Source organism: Bacillus sp. sid0103 (genome assembly GCF_019219025.1).
This window is the reverse complement of the sequence record NZ_JAHUWN010000007.1, coordinates 24309-40099: the sequence shown is the minus strand read 5'-3', so window position 1 is coordinate 40099 and position 15791 is coordinate 24309. Positions and strand designations below refer to the sequence as shown.

Sequence of the window (15791 nt, the reverse complement as noted above, 5' to 3'; positions counted from 1 at the left end):
CTTTTTGTATTCGATAAGAAGAGGCAGCATTACTGCCTCTTCTTATCCCTTTTGTTCAATAAAAACTCCGAATAAAATTAATAAAATACTTTAAACCTGATTTCTTAAACCGATGAGTTTTTTGTACCATCCATAAATCTCTTGATATGTTAAAATCAGCAACTTTCAATTCATGAAGAATGCCGTATTTTAACTCCTTTGCCACAGTTAATTTTGGAAGTATACTAACGCCTAAATCTGCTTCCACAGCACTTTTAATCGATTGGTAACTACCGAGTTCCATTGTACTTTTGATTTTCTTAAGAACCTCGTATTCTTGAAGGGCATTCTCTACAATTTGCCGTGTTCCTGAATCAGCCTCTCTCCAAATCATCTTTTCTTCTGAAAGTTCGTCAATACTTATTTGTCCCTTTTCCTTCCATCGGTGATTGGACGAAATAACTAAAATCAACTCATCATCAGTAAATTTTTCTGTGATAAATTCCTTATTCTCTACAGCACCTTCAACAAAAGCTATATCAATTTCATAATTTTCCAGCTTTGATAAAATATTAGGAGTGTTCCCGATTGATAAGCTAAATTTTAATTCTGGGTAATTTTTGCTGAAATGACCAAGGAGACCTGGTAATAAATACTCTCCTATTGTTAAACTAGCACCTACATTAAGCACTGTTTCTTGGTTAGCCGTTATCTCTTGAATTGCCTCAAATGATCTTTTGGAGTATTCCACTATTTCTTTTGCATAAGGGTAAAGTACTTCCCCAGCCTCGGAAAGGGTTAATTTACCAGCTGCTCTTTCAAATAATTTAGCTCCATAAACTTCCTCTAACTGACGGATTTGTCTAGTTACAGCGGGCTGTGATACGAAGTTCAAACGTGCAGCCTTACTTATACTTCCTTCATCCACTACAAGACAAAACATTCGTAAACTTACTAAATTCATTATGCAATATCCCACCTTAGTATAAATTAAGGCTTAAATCATTTTCTGCAGTTTTAAATCAGCTACACATCTGCAATACAGTGAAAACCAAGGTGTCCTGTAGAGCTATCACGAGTATAATGCGTAGTCACTACATGTTGATCCTGAACAGAAGGGTTAGGGGACAAGGAAACTATAAAAAACAAACGACCACCTAAACTGTTCCTCCTTTGTATATATACCTTAGATTTAACAAACTCGTCAAATTCAGCATTAGTTACGGCATAACTATAAATTAAAAATGGATTAACTTTAACCCTTCGTACCGGTCCCTCACCATCAGCAGGGAAGCCTTCTTTTGAATCTGTCTCCATTAAAAATTCCCTGCAAGGAATATACATTATCTCTTCTTTAAAGGGTTTGTTAGGTTCACTTTCATGTAGAAGCTAAAACACGCTTTTTATCACTTTTTGGTTCCTCATGAAAATATCTTTTCAGAGTAATCTTCATTAAAATAACAATCTGTTATATCCTATGCATTTGTTGCATTATCTCTTGCTCCTCTTCCGTGTTATCGTAATAAGTAAGGCCAACGATAATAGTTTAAAAATATTAAATTCTTACTAAATATACATGATTTGGATTTTTAAAACGAAAAGGAGATTACTTATATGAAGGAAGAATGGATGAAGTTATTTCAAATCTTTTGGACCTTTTTTAAGATTGGACCAGTCACCTTCGGTGGAGGCTATGCCATAATCCCGATTATTAAAAAAGAGGTTGTAGATAAAAAGAAATGGGTAAGAACAGAGGAGATTACAGATGTGTTTGCGATTGCAGGATCCATCCCCGGGGCAATTGCGATTAATTCATCTACCTTTGTTGGCTATAAAATAGGTGGTATTAAGGGAGCAATTGCTGCATTGATTGGTGTGTTTTTGCCAACGTTTTTAATTGTTGTTGTTCTCAGTATAATTTTTCTACAGATTCAGAACAACCCTAAAATTGATGCAGCCTTTCAAGCGATTCGTGCAACGATTGTGGCACTTATTGCTTATGCCGGGTACTTAATTGGTAAAACGGCAATAGTTGATAAAACAACTCTGCTCATTTCATTTGGTTCTATGGTTGTTTTGTTTTTCTCCCCAATACATCCTGTACTAATAATTTTAACAGGAATGCTTCTTGGTATGTCGGTGGTTAAGGTAAAACATTTGTTGGGGAACCCAGATAAGCCCAAAATTGAAAAAACCGCTTCTACAGATGAACTAGAATGGTTTATGGGAGATGGAATTTAACATGATACTAATGGAATTATTCTGGAGGTTCTTATTAATAGGTTTTGTCTCGTTTGGGGGCGGATATGCCATCCTCCCTATGATTGAGATGGAGGTCATCAAAAAAGGTTGGATGACTACACAACAGTTTACAGATGTAATTGCGATTGCAAGTATGTCACCAGGGCCAATTGCAACCAATAGTGCTATTTTAGTAGGTTACCAGGTTGAAGGAATGACTGGAGCTATTGCAGCTGGGATAGGTATGGTGATTCCTTCATTGGTATTGGTTATTATTATTGCAACATTTTTCTATCGAATGAATAAAAATAAGCATGTGGAATCTGCTTTTTATGGGTTACGACCAATAATTACCGGGTTAATTGGATATGCAGCAATCAAATTTGCCATTAGCAATCACTTAGTCGATGCAATTTCGTGGTACTCTTTTAGTCTCTTTCTGATATTTTTATTATCTTTATTTGCCTTGGTAAAGCTTCGTCTCCATCCTGCCTTAGTCATTCTTATGTCTGGCATATTGGGAGCTGCTATATATTCTTAGTATTTATGGAAAAAATTTTATCAGTTAGTTGATGTATTGGAAAAATTCGGTGGACATCCTATCAATTCAATGTAAGGTCACGGCAACGAATGATATCTGCCCTTAATAAGGTGAAAATATTCTGTCATGAAAATTAAAAGATCAAAATAAATTCACAAAAAGGGGGGGATTGCTTGTCTATTATTCGTGCTTTTATTCGACCATCTTTGTTCGTGGTGGTTTTCCTTTTTCTTTCTATATTGCTAATCTTAGCTGATAACATATTGAAATTCGGTCTTTCGAGTGACGATGGTATTACTATTTTTATAGTTCCTTTTAGTTTGTTCTGGTCATGGATCATTGTACATACCGCATTAAGGAAGGATTTTTTTAAGCGGTTTGTTTTAAATAAAAAGAACATTCATTTAGCAATTTGTATTCCGATTTTAGTGGCAATAATTATGGAATTTGTATTAAATATTGTGCAATTTATACCATCTTGGCTTGGTTATGATGTTATTAAACCGGGAACAAATCAAGTAACTACATTAAAGGATTTTTCTGAATTAGGATTAATATTCTCAGTTTCAGTAATAAGTCCCTTTAGTGAGGAATTTATTTGCCGATATTTACTATATGGGGGACTTTCTCTAGCAATTGTTGGATTGGCAAAAGAGAATAAGTGGATAAAAAAGATTTATAATGAGTTATTTATTATTAAAAACCCAAAATATATATGGTCATGGGTTATCCTTACCAATATAGGCTTCGCAATGGCGCATGGTCCTGACATACTTAACTTTCCGCTTTACTTCCTTCCGGGGGTAGTTTTTACAATCATTTTCTTAAGACTTGGTTTCCTTGCGGCTTGGATTTCTCACGGTTCTTCTAATTTTTTCTCATGGATAGCTCATGAAATTATAGTTAACACACTATTTAAATGAAAAAGGCTGCTCAAAAGATTTGAATCTAGTACACAAAATAATAGCTATGATTGCTGGAATGGTTGATCCAAAGATCGTTTCTGATATGCCAATTAAGGATCATAATATGTATATAAATTTAATATGAAATAAATTAGTCGGTCAGTAATGATCGGCTTTTGCGTATTTTAAAGGGTATTTTTATAATCAATAATTGTCGATGAATTAACCCAATTCCTCAATTCTTTCAAAAAGGTTTCCTTTACAATTTAACCGGTTGGGTTTTTTCTTTCTCCCGATATTCCTTTGGTGAGATTCCCTCAATTTTTCGAAATAATGTACTAAAATAGTTTTGGCTTCTAAATCCTGAGTTGTCTGCTATATCCGATATGGTCCAGTTTGGGTTAGCTATTAATAACCGTTTCGCCGTCTGGATTCGAAATTGAATTAAATACTCCGAAAAAGGAACGCCTACTTCTTCATGAAATTTCCGACTTAAGTAGGTAGGGTTTACGTGAACCTCACTTGCGATTTCTGAGAGTGAAATCTTTTCAGCAAATTTTTCATGGATGACTTTCAGAGAGCAATGAATTAAGTGGGAATATTTTTGAGAAAACTGATCTTCTTTATACTTTGATAAAATCTTTAATAAATCACTCTCGATAACGGGCTTCGTTAAATAGGCAACAACCCCTATTCTAATCGATTGCTGAGCATAGCTGAAATCCTGGCAGGCAGTAACCATGATTATTTCCGCATCTTTATTGCTTTGTCTTAGTTCTTCCCCAAACTCAAGGCCAGATTTTCCTGGAAGGTTAATATCTAAAAAAGCCAAATCGATATCATGATTTAGATTAATTGAATGTGCTTGACTCGCATCAGCCGCCTTGAAAAACTTCCATAAAGGAAATTCAGATTGCAGCAAGTATTCTAGTTGTTCTAATTCTAATGGTTCATCATCAAGTAATAAGACATTCATTTCCTTACACCTCCTCTGCAAAGATTCCCATGCTGTTCTTTCAATAAATTTAAACAAAAGGGTATTTGAAGTAAATATGTTGTAGAAAAGAAGTAGAAAAAGTTTAAAAAAGAGTAATAATTCCGAAAATAAATCTAATTACCTTTTTCTATAATTAAACTATTAATCAATAATTGTAAAAATACAGTATTACTAGTTCGAAAGGAGAAAAAAATGGTAACCAAGCTTAAGGGAAGTTATGTGATTGGTTTTGATGGGGACGATCATGTAATTTTAGAAGATTCAGAGGTTGTATATGAAAACGATACAATTATTTATGTGGGAAAAAATTACTCTGGAGAAGTGGATGAAATCATTGATGTTGGGAGATCTGTCATTAGTCCAGGGTTTATCGATTTAAATGCACTTGGTGATATTGATCACGATATTTTACATTTAGAAGCAAGTAGCGACAAACAGAAAAACCTGCTCTGGTCAAAGTGTTATGTTGACAACGGACATCATGAAGTCATGACAGCGGAAGAAGAAGCATTTAAATCACTCTATGCCTATTCTCAATTGATTCTTCATGGGGTTACTACTGCGATGCCGATTACATCTGTTTTTTATAAAAAATGGGCAGAAACATACGATGAACTAGCCGCAGCTGCCAATCATGCTGGCAGATTAGGATTAAGAATCTACTTAGGACCAAGTTATCAATCTGGAATTAGAGTCGTTGAGACAGATGGAACGATCAAGCTTTTCTGGGACGAAGAAGCAGGGAGATCAGGATTGCAGCGTGCGGTAAAGTTTATTGAAGAATTTGATGGAGCCTATAATGGATTGGTTAAAGGAATGCTGGCACCTGAACGAATAGAATCTCAAACAGAAGAAAACCTGAAACAGACTAAATATTACAGTGAAAAATTAGGTGTTCCTATCAAACTCCATGCGGCACAAGGGAGCTTCGAATATCATACAATTCTCGAAAAACATGGTGTGACCCCTATTCGCTATTTGTATAATCTTGGTTTTTTAGGACCAAAAACCGGAATTCCACATGCTCATTTTATTGCTGGTTATAGTGAAGCGCATTCCGGTGAGGGCGATGATATAGCGCTCCTAACAGAAACAAATACAACAGTAATCCATTGTCCTTTGATTATCGGAAGACATGGTTCTGCTTTAGAATCATTTGCAAAATATAAAAGGGCAGGAATCAATTTAGCACTGGGAACAGATACCTTCCCACCAGATATGTTTCAAAATATAAGAACAGGCAGTATGCTATACAGGCTGATTGAAAAAGAAGTAGAAGATTCATCCTATGCTGATCTTTTTCGAGCAGCGACAATTGGAGGAGCCGAATTTCTTGGAAGGGAAGACCTTGGCAGACTAACAGTGGGGGCAAAAGCAGATATCATTGTAATTGACTTGGATAGCTTCCATATGGGCGTGGTAGATGATCCGATTCGGACAATGATTGCAAGCGGGTCAGGAAGAGACGTAAAATTGTCTATCATAAACGGCAGAATAGTTATGAAGGATAGAGTAATTCCTAATCTTGATTTAAAAGAAATCAAATCCAAGGGTCAAAAATATTTTAACAAAATGAGAAAAGGATATTTGGAAAGAGACTATCAGCAGCTTCCAGAAAATGAACTGCTTCCTCCATCCTTTAAAAAAGTGAAATTTAAATAATTATAAATGAAGTAAAGATCTTGAAAAATATAGAAAAGTAATAGAAAGGAAGTTTACTATGAGCCGTAATTATTGGTTAACAAATGTTCGCTTAGAAACGGGATATACAATAGAAAATGATAGAGTAGCAGGAACAAAAACAGAGCTATTTCACTTATTAATAGAGGATGGCAGAATCGGAAAAATAATCAAAGAATCAGAGCTTCTTGGAAACGACCTACCTGTAAAGGACGCAAAAGGTTTGCTGCTTCTTCCCTCATTTATTGAAAAGCATGTTCATCTAGATAAGACTTATATGGGTGAGGATTGGCGTGCATGTATCCCTGCTTCAGGGGTTATTGAACGATGCGAAATAGAAAAAAATATTCTAGCAACTATACCTGCTAGCACACAGCAACGCGCTGAAGCTTTGCTGGAAGTAATATTGTCCTATGGCTCAACCCATGTAAGAACCCATGTGGATATCTATCCGGAAGCAGGATTGCACAATTTGGAAGGTGTCGCCCATGCACTTGAATCATATTCTAATAGGCTTAGCTCAGAAATTGTTGCCTTCGCCCAGCATGGCCTGCTCCGTCCTGGTACTGTACCATTGGTTAGAGAAGCATTGAGAAACGGTGCAGGGATTGTGGGGGCGGTTGACCCGGCAACCGTAGATAATAATATTGAAGCTTCATTAGTACAGTTACTGGACTTGGCTGTTGAAGGGAATGCTGATATCGACTTGCATTTACATGACCCCGGTCATCTAGGAACTTTCACGATGAAACGACTTGCTTATTTAACCAAGCAGGCAGGCTGGGAAGGAAGAGTAGCAGTCAGTCATGCATTTGGACTTGGAGATGTCTCAAAAGAGGAAGCAATCGAAATGGCAGGGATATTAAGGGAAGCAGGTATCTCGATAGTCACCAGTCTTCCAATCGGGCGAAACATTCCACCAGTAAACCTTTTAACTGAATGTGGAGTGGAAGTATCCGTAGGGAACGATAATATTTATGATTCTTGGTGGCCAACAGGAAATGGTGATGTACTGGAAAGGGCAGGACGTCTGCTTGAACGGTTCAGATGGACGGATGAGGTTTCACTCACGCAAACTCTCAAATATATCACAGGTGGCTTAACTACTTTGGACAAGGACGGTAATCAAGTTTGGCCAAAACTAGGAGTAGCAGCAAATATGCTTTTAGTTGATGCCAGCTGCTCTGCAGAGGTTGTTGCAAGACGGTCTAAGCGTAAAGCCGTTTTTTACAAAGGAAACCTAGTTTCCGGAACTTTAATGTAAATAACCTATTATTACTAATACGGTAGATCTGAACGAAAAGAGGATTTTTTAAGATCCTCTTTTTTTTGATCTAAACTTTCGTATTTAAAGAAGTAAACATATTTAAAAAAGAAGTAAAGATTTTCGAAATAAAATTGTTTGAATATTCTTTATAATTAAATAAGAGCAGAGGTTTTAAATAAAATCAGGGGGTAGAGTCTATGAAAATAAACAGAGGGTTTGGTGGCATTTTTATTCTAGTATTACTGTTGCTATTGGTCATTACAGGCTGTTCGACAAATAACAACGCTAGCACGAAAGGGAACTCCGATAATAAAACTTCAAAGGATGGAGGGACTTTGGTTATAGCTCGTTTATCAGACGTTGAGAATTTAGACCATCAATTTATGTCGACGATCAATGCAGCAAGTGTTACTCATCAAAAAATCTATGAGGGACTAGTAGGACGTGATAAAAATGCTGAAATAACGCCTTTATTAGCAAAATCATGGGAGCAGTTAAATAATACAACATGGGAATTTAAACTTAGAAATGACGTGAAGTTTCACGATGGAACACCTTTTAATGCAAATGCGGTAAAAGCGACGTTTGATAGACTATTAGATCCGAATGTTGGTTCGCCAAGAGCTGTGGTTCTAAAAATGGTAAAGGAAGTGAAGGTGGTTGATGAGTATACGGTTCAATTTATCTTAAGTGAACCTTTCTCACCTTTACTCTCCATTCTAGCAAGTCATGAGAGCGGTATTATCAGTCCAAAATCGATTGAGAAATACGGAAAGAAAATTATTAATGAACCTAATGGTACAGGTCCTTTTGTCTTTAAATCCTGGACACCAGGCCAGGAAATTGTATTAACTAAAAACAAGGAATATTGGGGAGATAAGGCCAAAGTAGATCAAGTCGTTTTTAAGGTCGTCCCTGAGGAAACAACTAGGATTTCTATGATTGAAACAGGTGAAGCACATATCGCTGAGCCCCTTTCTGTACCCATGATGGAAACAGTAGAAGCTTCGCAAGCAACCAAAGTCTACCGCAGTGAAGGTTTTGGTACAGAATTTATTGGCTTTAATGTGAAGAAGAAACCATTTGGTGACGTTCGTGTTCGTAAAGCAATCGCCCATGCAGTTGAAATGGATTCTATTATTAAGGGTGTCTATAATAATGTGGGTAAAAAAGCGAATTCATTATTAGGTTCTAAGGTTTTCGGATACAATGCTGATATGAAAGCCTATGAATATAACTTAAATGAGGCAAGGAAATTACTCGCTGAAGCAGGCTATCCGGATGGTTTTGAAACTACTCTAACCACCATGGATAGCAAAGAAAGAATAAATATGGCAGAAGTACTTCAATCTCAATTAAAAGGAATTGGGATTAAATTAAATATTCAGGTTTTAGAGTATGGTACGTTTGTCGAGCAAGGAAATAAGGGTGACTTTGAAATGTTTATCAGCAGTTGGAGAAATGCAACTGGCGATGCTGATTATAATCAATATAATCTTTTCCATTCAGATTCTCATGGATCAGCTGGAAATTACTTCTTTTATAATAATAAAGAAGTTGATACCATATTAGAAGCAGCCCGCAGCGAAATGAATCAAGATAAACGTATAGAACTATATGCAAAAGCCCAAGAAATAGAAATGGAAGAAGCTGTGTATATACCTGTTCGAGTGATTGAAAATTTAGCGGCAATTGCCAAAGATGTCGATAGTTTTTCTATCAGTCCATCAGGGTATTTAGAAATCAATGACGTTTCAATTAAATAAGCAGGTCAATAGATGAAGGGATATCCATAGTGGATATCCCATTTATCTTGATTCACTTTGTTTAATATCTTCAAATTTAATTGCTAATAGCTGACTAGTATAAAGAAATAATAGATATAAAAGGACTGCTAATGAAATCCCTGTAAACCACGAAATGCTAGTTAAGAGGCCGAAGGCGGGTACAAAGTTTCCTAAAAGGCTTATTATCCCTGCGATGATTGTTGCAAGCATAGCGGGGAGATTAATCCCGTATGAAAATCGATTGTGGTTAATGGAATATAACTCTTGTAAATTAATTTTTTTCTTACAAATGAGGAAATAATGTGTAAGCATGACGCCGATTACCGGACTTAACAGACCGCCAACGATATTTAAAAAGGCAAGAATACTAGTCGGATTTTCCATCAGCTTCCATGGCATAATAAGAATTCCAATGATGGTTGCAATTAAAGCCCCTGTCTTAAAATTTAGTCTTTTTGGGAAAAGAGCAGTCAACTGAAAACCAGCAGGTATGATATTTCCTATTATATTAACTGATAATGTCGAGATGCAAATTGTCATCAATGAAAGAATAATAGCAAATTTACTATCAAATCTTTCAACGACATCTAAGACATTCCAAATCGGGACCCCGAATGCAATCTCTGAGCCGACAATAATCGTAATGCTTGCTACAGCGAATAATAAGTAAGTGATAATCAAACCGGATATTTGTCCGATTGACTGATCTTTATTAGATCGGGAAAATCTAGTTATATCAGCTACACTTAAAATTTGTGCAACCCAGGTTGCCATGATTGCAGACACACAAGACATAAAAATGAAAAAACTATTTCCTTCTACTCCCTTTGCACTATAACTTAATATGGGAGCAATTCCGCCAGCCAGATTGATAGACCAGATGGCCATTCCCCCAAAAACAACAAAAACTAAAGGGGAAACAAACTTTGTTAATTTCCCTAATCGTTCCATTCCTGCAAAAATAAATAAAACATTTATCATCCAGAAAAGAAGAAAGGATAGGAGCTCTGGGAGATTTAGACCCAAAAAGTTAAATCCTCCGCCCAAAGTTAAATAAGCAGGCCAAAATTCCCCTATTAAAATTGTGACTGCAAGACTGCCAGCATAAGTCTGGAGACCAAACCACATAATCGCGGCGATAACACCTCTTAGGACCCCGGGAAATAGCGCCCCCTTCATACCATAGCTAGAACGGAGCAAAATGGAGAAAGGGATTCCATACTTACTGCCAGCATGACCATTCAAAACCATCATCACAGCCAGTAATAGGGAAGAGAGCATAATAATGAAGAAAACCTGCCAAACAGACATACCAAGAGCAAAGAATCCTCCAATCGTTACATAGGATGGAACGTTATGAACTGAGCCCATCCAAATAGAGAAAAAATGACCAGCCTTCCACGTTCTAGCTTCAGATTTTGTAGGTAATAAATCTGGGCTAAGGCTGGGTTGATCTTCAAGTAGGGCATGATTTTGTCCCAAAAGTACCTCCCCCTATAATTCCTGTATTCTTTTTTTGGTGATTGATTTATACAGGAAGACAATTAAACAAATAAAAGATGAAATCGCAAAACTTAGCCAAATAGCTCTCAAATCGTTGGTTACTTGTTGAAATATTAAGCCTCCAAGAGCCCCAATGAAAGATGAAAAGGGGATGATGAAATGTTGTACGTCTTTGCTTAGAATAATATAAAGAATCGGACTAATCATTGCAGCATAAATATTCCCGAAGAAAAATAATAATGTTAGTGGGGTAGGCGTAAGAATACTGACAGTTGCTAATAAAATTACGCATATTGACCCGGAAAAAATATAGGTATATTTCCATTTTTCATCTTTGGTAAGTGGACGAATCAATCCCATTACATTTCTTACAAATAAGGTAGTTGTAGCATGTAATTCTGAACTTATTGCTGATGCAATGGCACCTAAACAAAATAGGACAAATAAGACAATAAGTACGGTCGATTGAATTTTGTCGACTAGCTCAATAAATAATGTATAAATATTTTCAAAACTTCTTCCAAAAATAACAATCATCAATAGAGAAGATAAAGCAAGGGGGATGGTTGCCCATATCAAGCCTGTTAAGGTAAAGGTAACACGTACCTTATCTTTTTGAAGGATGAATATTCTTTGCCAGGTGGCCCGGTCAACTAAAATTTGACCAAAAAAGACAAAGACCGCTGTGAGAATAAACCAAATGGCGTCCGTGTTTTTTATATACAATAAATATGGATGATATAGCTTAATCCCGTCATAGATGGGATAAATCCCTTCCTGAATGAAAAAGAAAACAGGAATGATAATGACAGTTGCAAAAATAATGGTGACAATTACACCTGCGAGGTGATGAAGGCGCTGCATACCACCGACTCCTCCAATAAAATAGCAAAATGTTAAAAAGAAAAATATACCGATAGAAGGAGGAAATGGAAAAATGGTATGGATAAGAATTCCAGCTCCCATCGCCTGAATAAATATGGAATAAAAGCTTGTTAAAAATAAAATGGAAATCATATACCAATATCCGCTTGGTGTTAATTTTTGTCTTAAAACATCCCCAATGGTATGTTGGTCAGGGTATTGCTCATGAACTTTTTTTGCCAAAAAGCCAAATAAAATAAAGCATAGGGCCCCTACTAGAGAATATCCGATTCCGCCGACTAGTCCGTATTTTATCAATGTCTCAGGAGAGGAAAGAATCGTATTTCCAGTCACCCATCGAGCCAATAAACTAACAACACCAAAGCTGACCCCAAGTTTAATGGCACCGCTTATATAAGATTGATAATCACTTCTTTTCAATGGAATGACTCCCTTAAGCGATAGTCCCTTGGTGACTGTCCTGTCATTTTGCGAAAAATTTGGCTAAAATAATGCTGGCTGTTAAATCCACATCTTTCTGAAATGGTACTAATACTCAAATCGGGAAATTCGATGAGCATTTTTTGAGCTTCCTTTAACCGATACTCGTTTAAATATTCAGAAAACCCAATCCCAACTTCTTCTTGAAATTTCCTGCTAAAATATGCAGGGTTAATATGAATTTTTGAGGCTAAGTAATTTAGCGATAATTTTTCACTAAATTCCTGGTGAATAATTTTTAACGCATTTACAATTAGCTCTGAATACCTTCCCAAACGTTCATATTTGCTTAACACTGCCATTAGTTCATCTTCAATAATTGGTTTCGTAATGTAATCAACGACACCAAGCCTGATCGAAGTTTGAGCATATTCGAAATTCTGATAAGCAGTTACCATAATGATGTCCATGGAATAAGAGCGTGTTAATTCTTTCGCCAATTCTAAACCTGATTTCCCTGGAATCTGAATATCAAGGAAAGCTAAAAAAATGTCATGTTGCTTTACGATTTGGAGCGCTTTGGAAGCATCCTGAGCTTTAAAAAAATTCCAGTTTGGAAATTTTTTAACAATTAAATACTCAAGCTGCTCTAATTCAAGCGGCTCATCATCCACTAGAAGGATATTCATATTATTGTGCACCTACCTTACATCTCAGACTTAAGTACGAACGGAAATGTAGCTAAAACGCTTGACCCATCGTCTAAGTTGTTTAATTGAACAGACGTTTGACCAGAAGGAAATAAAAGCTCTAGCCGTTTTGTAATATTCTCTAAACCAAGTCCACTTTCATGAGGCATTTCCTCATGCCTATCAGGTGAGTTGTTCCACACCGTTATGTGGACTACATTTCCCTTTTTTTCAATTGTTGTTTTTAAGTATGCTTCTCCCATATATTTTTCAAAAGAATGTTTGAAAGCATTCTCGACAAAGGTTTGTATTAAAAAAGGAATTGTTATTGCTTGGTATACATTTGGGTCAATTGAAATCTCATAATGCAGCCTGTCCCTAAATCGGATTTTTTGTATTTCTAAATAATAATTAACATAGGTTAACTCTTCATCAACAGTTATGAAGGTGTTATTTGTTTGATACTTAAATTTAAGCAACTTTGACAAAGTTTCAATCGATTGGATCAATTCTGTTTTTCGATCGAGCCTTGCTAAACTTAATATCGAATTTAAGGTATTAAAAAAGAAATGCGGCTGTATTTCTTGATTCAATTGATTATAAAGTGCAGTTTGCAGCTCTCTTTCTAAGGCAATTTCTCTTTTTTGATTTTCTAATAGGTCGATTCGTTTTTCAAATATAAATAAAAAAAGTAATGTAAAAGCCCCTAGCAAGGGTGCAAGAGATGCAATCATAATATAAAGGGAGAAAGTATCAACAGTTAACATGGTCTGGGATTCTCCTAGAGATGTAGAAAAAAGGGAGGCTGGTTCTGCTCCCTTTTTTAATATAATATTTTATAGTATTTTCATTTATATTGAAAATTAATTTTTAAGCCATTTTTTCTGCGTAGTGGCAGCTTACAAAATGATTGGTTCCTAATTCCCTTATGGTTGGTTCTTCCACCTTGCACTTCTCCGTTGCAAAAGGACAGCGAGTATGGAAGCGGCAGCCACTTGGCGGATTAATAGGGGAGGGGACATCACCTTTTAAGATAATACGCTCCCGTTTTATAACCGGATTTGGGACAGGAATTGATGATAACAACGCCTTAGTGTATGGATGTAGCGGTGTATCAAATAAATCCTTTTTATCAGCAATTTCCACTACTTTACCTAGATACATGACCATTACCCGATCGGAAATATGTCTTACTACACTCAAATCGTGTGAGATGAATAGAAACGTTAAGCCGAACTGATTTTGCAGCTTTTTTAAAAGATTCAGGATTTGTGCTTGGATTGATACATCCAAAGCGGAAACGGCTTCATCACAAATAATTAATTTAGGATTAACCGCCAGTGCTCTGGCAATCCCAATCCGTTGCCGCTGCCCGCCGCTAAATTCGTGAGGGTAGCGGTCAAGAGCCTCTGGGGGAAGACCTACATACCCGAGTAATTCAAGCATTCTATCCATTCTTTTTGGTTTTACCACCACATCTTGAATGGCCATCGCTTCATTTAAAATTTGCTTTACGGTTTGACGTGGGTTAAGAGAAGCAAAAGGATCCTGAAAAATAACTTGTAAATCCCCTCTAAGCTTTCTCATTTCTTTTTTATTTAGGCCTAAAATGTCTTTCCCGGAATAATAAACCTTTCCATCTGTAGGTTCATCAAGTCTTAGAATAGCACGTCCCGTTGTTGATTTTCCACAGCCGGATTCACCAACAATACTTAATGTCTCGCCTTCATATAGTTGGAATGAGACGTCGTCAACTGCTTTTACATAGGATTTTGGCTTAAAAAGGGAGTCTGTTTTAACAGGGAAATATTGCTTTAAATGGTCGACCTGTAATAATACTTTCTTATCTGTTGCTGTCTGCATTATTTCACAGCCTCCTCTTTTAAAACTTTATCTGTCCATTGATCTGTATACATCCAACACCGGACCTTTACACCATCATTCTGCTCAATCAGCTCTGGCTGATTCTGATGACAAATCGGTTGTTGAAAAGGGCACCTTGAAGCAAAGCGACAGCCGGCTGGCATATTGTAAGAGCTTGGAACACTGCCTTCAATGGTTCGTAATTCTTCCTGGTCTTCATGAATCTTTGGTAGTGATTCTAGTAAACCTTGTGTATATGGATGTTTTGGATTTGCAAAAATCTTTTCCGTTGTTGCATGTTCAATAATATTACCAGCATACATGACTGCTACCGTATCACATGTTTCGGCGACAACACCCAAATCATGAGTGATCATAATTACGCCCATTCCCAGCTTATTTTGCAAGTCTTTTATTAACTCTAGTATCTGTGCTTGAATGGTCACATCCAATGCAGTTGTTGGTTCATCTGCAATTAATACCTCCGGAGTACAAGCTAGTGACATTGCAATCATTACACGCTGACGCATACCGCCGCTTAACTGGAAAGGTTCTTGTTTTGCTCTTTTTTCAGGTGAAGGGATTCCAACAAGCCTTAGCATTTCAACTGCTTTCTCCCACGCAGCTTTTCGTCCCATTTTTTGATGCAATCTTATTGCTTCGGCAATTTGCTCTCCAACAGAAATGACAGGATTTAACGATGTCATCGGCTCTTGGAAAATCATCGAAATTTCATTCCCTCTAATTTTTCGCATTTCATCCTCTGACATCGTCACTAAATCTTTTCCTTTAAATAGAACCTGTCCTCCGGCAATTTTCCCAGGAGGAGAGGGGATTAAGCGAAGAATGGAAAGAGAGGTCATACTTTTTCCACATCCGGATTCACCGACGATTCCCAAGGTTTCCCCTTTATTCAAAGTGAAATCGATGCCATCTACCGCTTTACTCACGCCACGCTTTGTAAAGAAATGTGTTTTTAATCCTTTTACCTCTAAAATTGGGTTGTTATTCTCAGTCACGGTCAATCACCACCT

Annotated in this window: 15 protein-coding genes; 6 read left to right on the top strand and 9 right to left on the bottom strand. The window is 36.7% G+C overall.

The window, feature by feature from the left end; genetic code table 11:
* Positions 1-55: 55 nt before the first annotated feature.
* Entirely contained in the window at positions 56-943 is an 888-nt protein-coding gene (locus KW850_RS09700; RefSeq protein WP_218347366.1) for a LysR family transcriptional regulator, read from the bottom strand.
* Between the two features lie 62 nt (positions 944-1005).
* Positions 1006-1323 (bottom strand): SUMF1/EgtB/PvdO family nonheme iron enzyme, encoded by a 318-nt coding sequence (locus tag KW850_RS09695; RefSeq protein WP_374226304.1) that lies wholly within the window; start codon positions 1321-1323, stop codon positions 1006-1008.
* A gap of 270 nt (positions 1324-1593) precedes the next feature.
* Between KW850_RS09695 and KW850_RS09690 the strand changes: the two genes are divergently transcribed.
* The 3 genes from KW850_RS09690 to KW850_RS09680 all read left to right on the top strand — a co-directional run bounded on the left by KW850_RS09690 (position 1594) and on the right by KW850_RS09680 (position 3684).
* Entirely contained in the window at positions 1594-2220 is a 627-nt protein-coding gene (locus KW850_RS09690; RefSeq protein ID WP_218347364.1) for a chromate transporter, read from the top strand.
* 1 nt (position 2221) lies between these two features.
* Entirely contained in the window at positions 2222-2761 is a 540-nt protein-coding gene (locus tag KW850_RS09685; RefSeq protein ID WP_218347363.1) for a chromate transporter, read from the top strand.
* A gap of 173 nt (positions 2762-2934) precedes the next feature.
* On the top strand, positions 2935-3684 hold the full coding sequence (locus KW850_RS09680; protein WP_218347362.1) for a CPBP family intramembrane glutamic endopeptidase: 750 nt from the start codon (positions 2935-2937) through the stop codon (positions 3682-3684).
* A 241-nt stretch (positions 3685-3925) separates the two neighbouring features.
* Here the strand turns inward: KW850_RS09680 and KW850_RS09675 are convergent, their stop codons facing one another.
* Positions 3926-4642 (bottom strand): response regulator transcription factor, encoded by a 717-nt coding sequence (locus KW850_RS09675; RefSeq protein WP_218347361.1) that lies wholly within the window; start codon positions 4640-4642, stop codon positions 3926-3928.
* Between the two features lie 213 nt (positions 4643-4855).
* On the opposite strand from KW850_RS09675, the gene KW850_RS09670 reads away from it, so the two are divergent.
* The 3 genes from KW850_RS09670 (at position 4856) to KW850_RS09660 (ending at position 9376) form a co-directional block, all read left to right on the top strand.
* Positions 4856-6325: an amidohydrolase family protein gene (locus KW850_RS09670; protein ID WP_218347360.1), complete on the top strand. Its 1470-nt coding sequence runs from the start codon at positions 4856-4858 to the stop codon at positions 6323-6325.
* A gap of 58 nt (positions 6326-6383) precedes the next feature.
* Positions 6384-7607 carry an amidohydrolase gene (locus tag KW850_RS09665; protein ID WP_218347359.1) on the top strand — a complete coding sequence of 408 codons (1224 nt, stop codon included), beginning with the start codon at positions 6384-6386 and terminating at the stop codon, positions 7605-7607.
* 200 nt (positions 7608-7807) lie between these two features.
* Positions 7808-9376: a glutathione ABC transporter substrate-binding protein gene (locus KW850_RS09660; protein ID WP_218347358.1), complete on the top strand. Its 1569-nt coding sequence runs from the start codon at positions 7808-7810 to the stop codon at positions 9374-9376.
* A 42-nt stretch (positions 9377-9418) separates the two neighbouring features.
* On the opposite strand, the gene ncs1 is transcribed toward KW850_RS09660, so the two are convergent.
* The 6 genes from ncs1 to KW850_RS09630 form a co-directional block, all read right to left on the bottom strand.
* A complete protein-coding gene (gene ncs1 / locus KW850_RS09655) occupies positions 9419-10879 on the bottom strand; it encodes an NCS1 family nucleobase:cation symporter (protein ID WP_218347357.1) in 1461 nt (486 codons plus the stop codon).
* Positions 10880-10891: 12 nt separating this feature from the next.
* The gene (locus KW850_RS09650; RefSeq protein ID WP_218347356.1) at positions 10892-12205 is read right to left on the bottom strand and encodes an SLC5/6 family protein; all 1314 of its coding nucleotides are present in this window, start codon (positions 12203-12205) and stop codon (positions 10892-10894) included.
* Positions 12202-12894 (bottom strand): response regulator transcription factor, encoded by a 693-nt coding sequence (locus KW850_RS09645; RefSeq protein ID WP_218347355.1) that lies wholly within the window; start codon positions 12892-12894, stop codon positions 12202-12204. Before KW850_RS09645 ends, KW850_RS09650 begins: the two co-directional genes overlap by 4 nt.
* A gap of 17 nt (positions 12895-12911) precedes the next feature.
* Positions 12912-13661 carry a sensor histidine kinase gene (locus tag KW850_RS09640; RefSeq protein WP_218347354.1) on the bottom strand — a complete coding sequence of 250 codons (750 nt, stop codon included), beginning with the start codon at positions 13659-13661 and terminating at the stop codon, positions 12912-12914.
* A 103-nt stretch (positions 13662-13764) separates the two neighbouring features.
* Entirely contained in the window at positions 13765-14757 is a 993-nt protein-coding gene (locus tag KW850_RS09635; protein WP_218347353.1) for an ABC transporter ATP-binding protein, read from the bottom strand.
* Complete coding sequence (locus tag KW850_RS09630) at positions 14757-15776, bottom strand: ABC transporter ATP-binding protein (protein ID WP_218347352.1); 1020 nt, start codon at positions 15774-15776, stop codon at positions 14757-14759. The genes KW850_RS09635 and KW850_RS09630 overlap by 1 nt, the downstream gene beginning before the upstream one ends.
* Between the last annotated feature and the right edge of the window lie 15 nt (positions 15777-15791).